This window comes from Chryseobacterium indologenes (assembly GCF_001295265.1).
In the GTDB taxonomy this organism is placed as follows: domain Bacteria; phylum Bacteroidota; class Bacteroidia; order Flavobacteriales; family Weeksellaceae; genus Chryseobacterium; species Chryseobacterium indologenes_A.
The window spans coordinates 1-684 of the sequence record NZ_LJOD01000061.1 but is presented as its reverse complement, the minus strand read 5'-3'; the positions used below and the strand labels follow the sequence as shown (position 1 = coordinate 684).

Here is a 684-nt window from a genome sequence, read left to right as displayed (position 1 = left end):
AGGAAAAACAACATATAGTCAGTTTTCTTCTAACGGGATGTCAGCTTGGGCTAATTATGAAAGTTTACCATTTGGTGAAGCTTCCCGACTTTATAGTTTGATTGATAGAGGAGGTAGTGATTATATAACCTGGTGGACAGGAGGTGCTCTAGGAGATGCAAATACAGCGCAGGAAATGGTAGGACATATACTTAGAGTAGGAAATTCTTTAATGGGATTTGTTGAGAAAGTCGATTCATACGCTAAAGCAATTAATGAATTTCCTGCTGTAGAGTTTCCTGGACTTTTAGAAAAACACTACAATGGAGCATTGGGTTATTTAGAAATGGGCGTTAAAACATATAATAAAATCCCTAATGATTTTAAGAGGAAAGTAGCTTTTAAATTATCCAAAATACTTCCGAAAAGGCCAGGTGAAATCTTTCAAAGTACCAAAAATTTCATGACAAAAACAGGGAAATTTGCTAGTAAACTAGGAAAAGCAAGTACTGCTTTGTCATTTGTCGCTGCTGGATTTGATGTCCTAGATGATGGAAAAGTAAGTAGTTCCACAATTTTAAATGTGGGGCTTTTAACAGTGGGATTAGTAGTTCCAGTTACTGCTCCCTTTATTTTTGCATATGGATTAGCTGACTATGCTTTTGACATAGGGGGAACAGTGGGTGACAAATTTGGTGAAATCAA

1 protein-coding gene is annotated in these 684 nt (G+C 36.4%); it reads left to right on the top strand.

From position 1 onward, the window contains the following. A partial coding sequence (locus tag AOB46_RS23555; protein ID WP_157845101.1) for a hypothetical protein occupies positions 1–684 on the top strand: 684 nt, incomplete at both ends.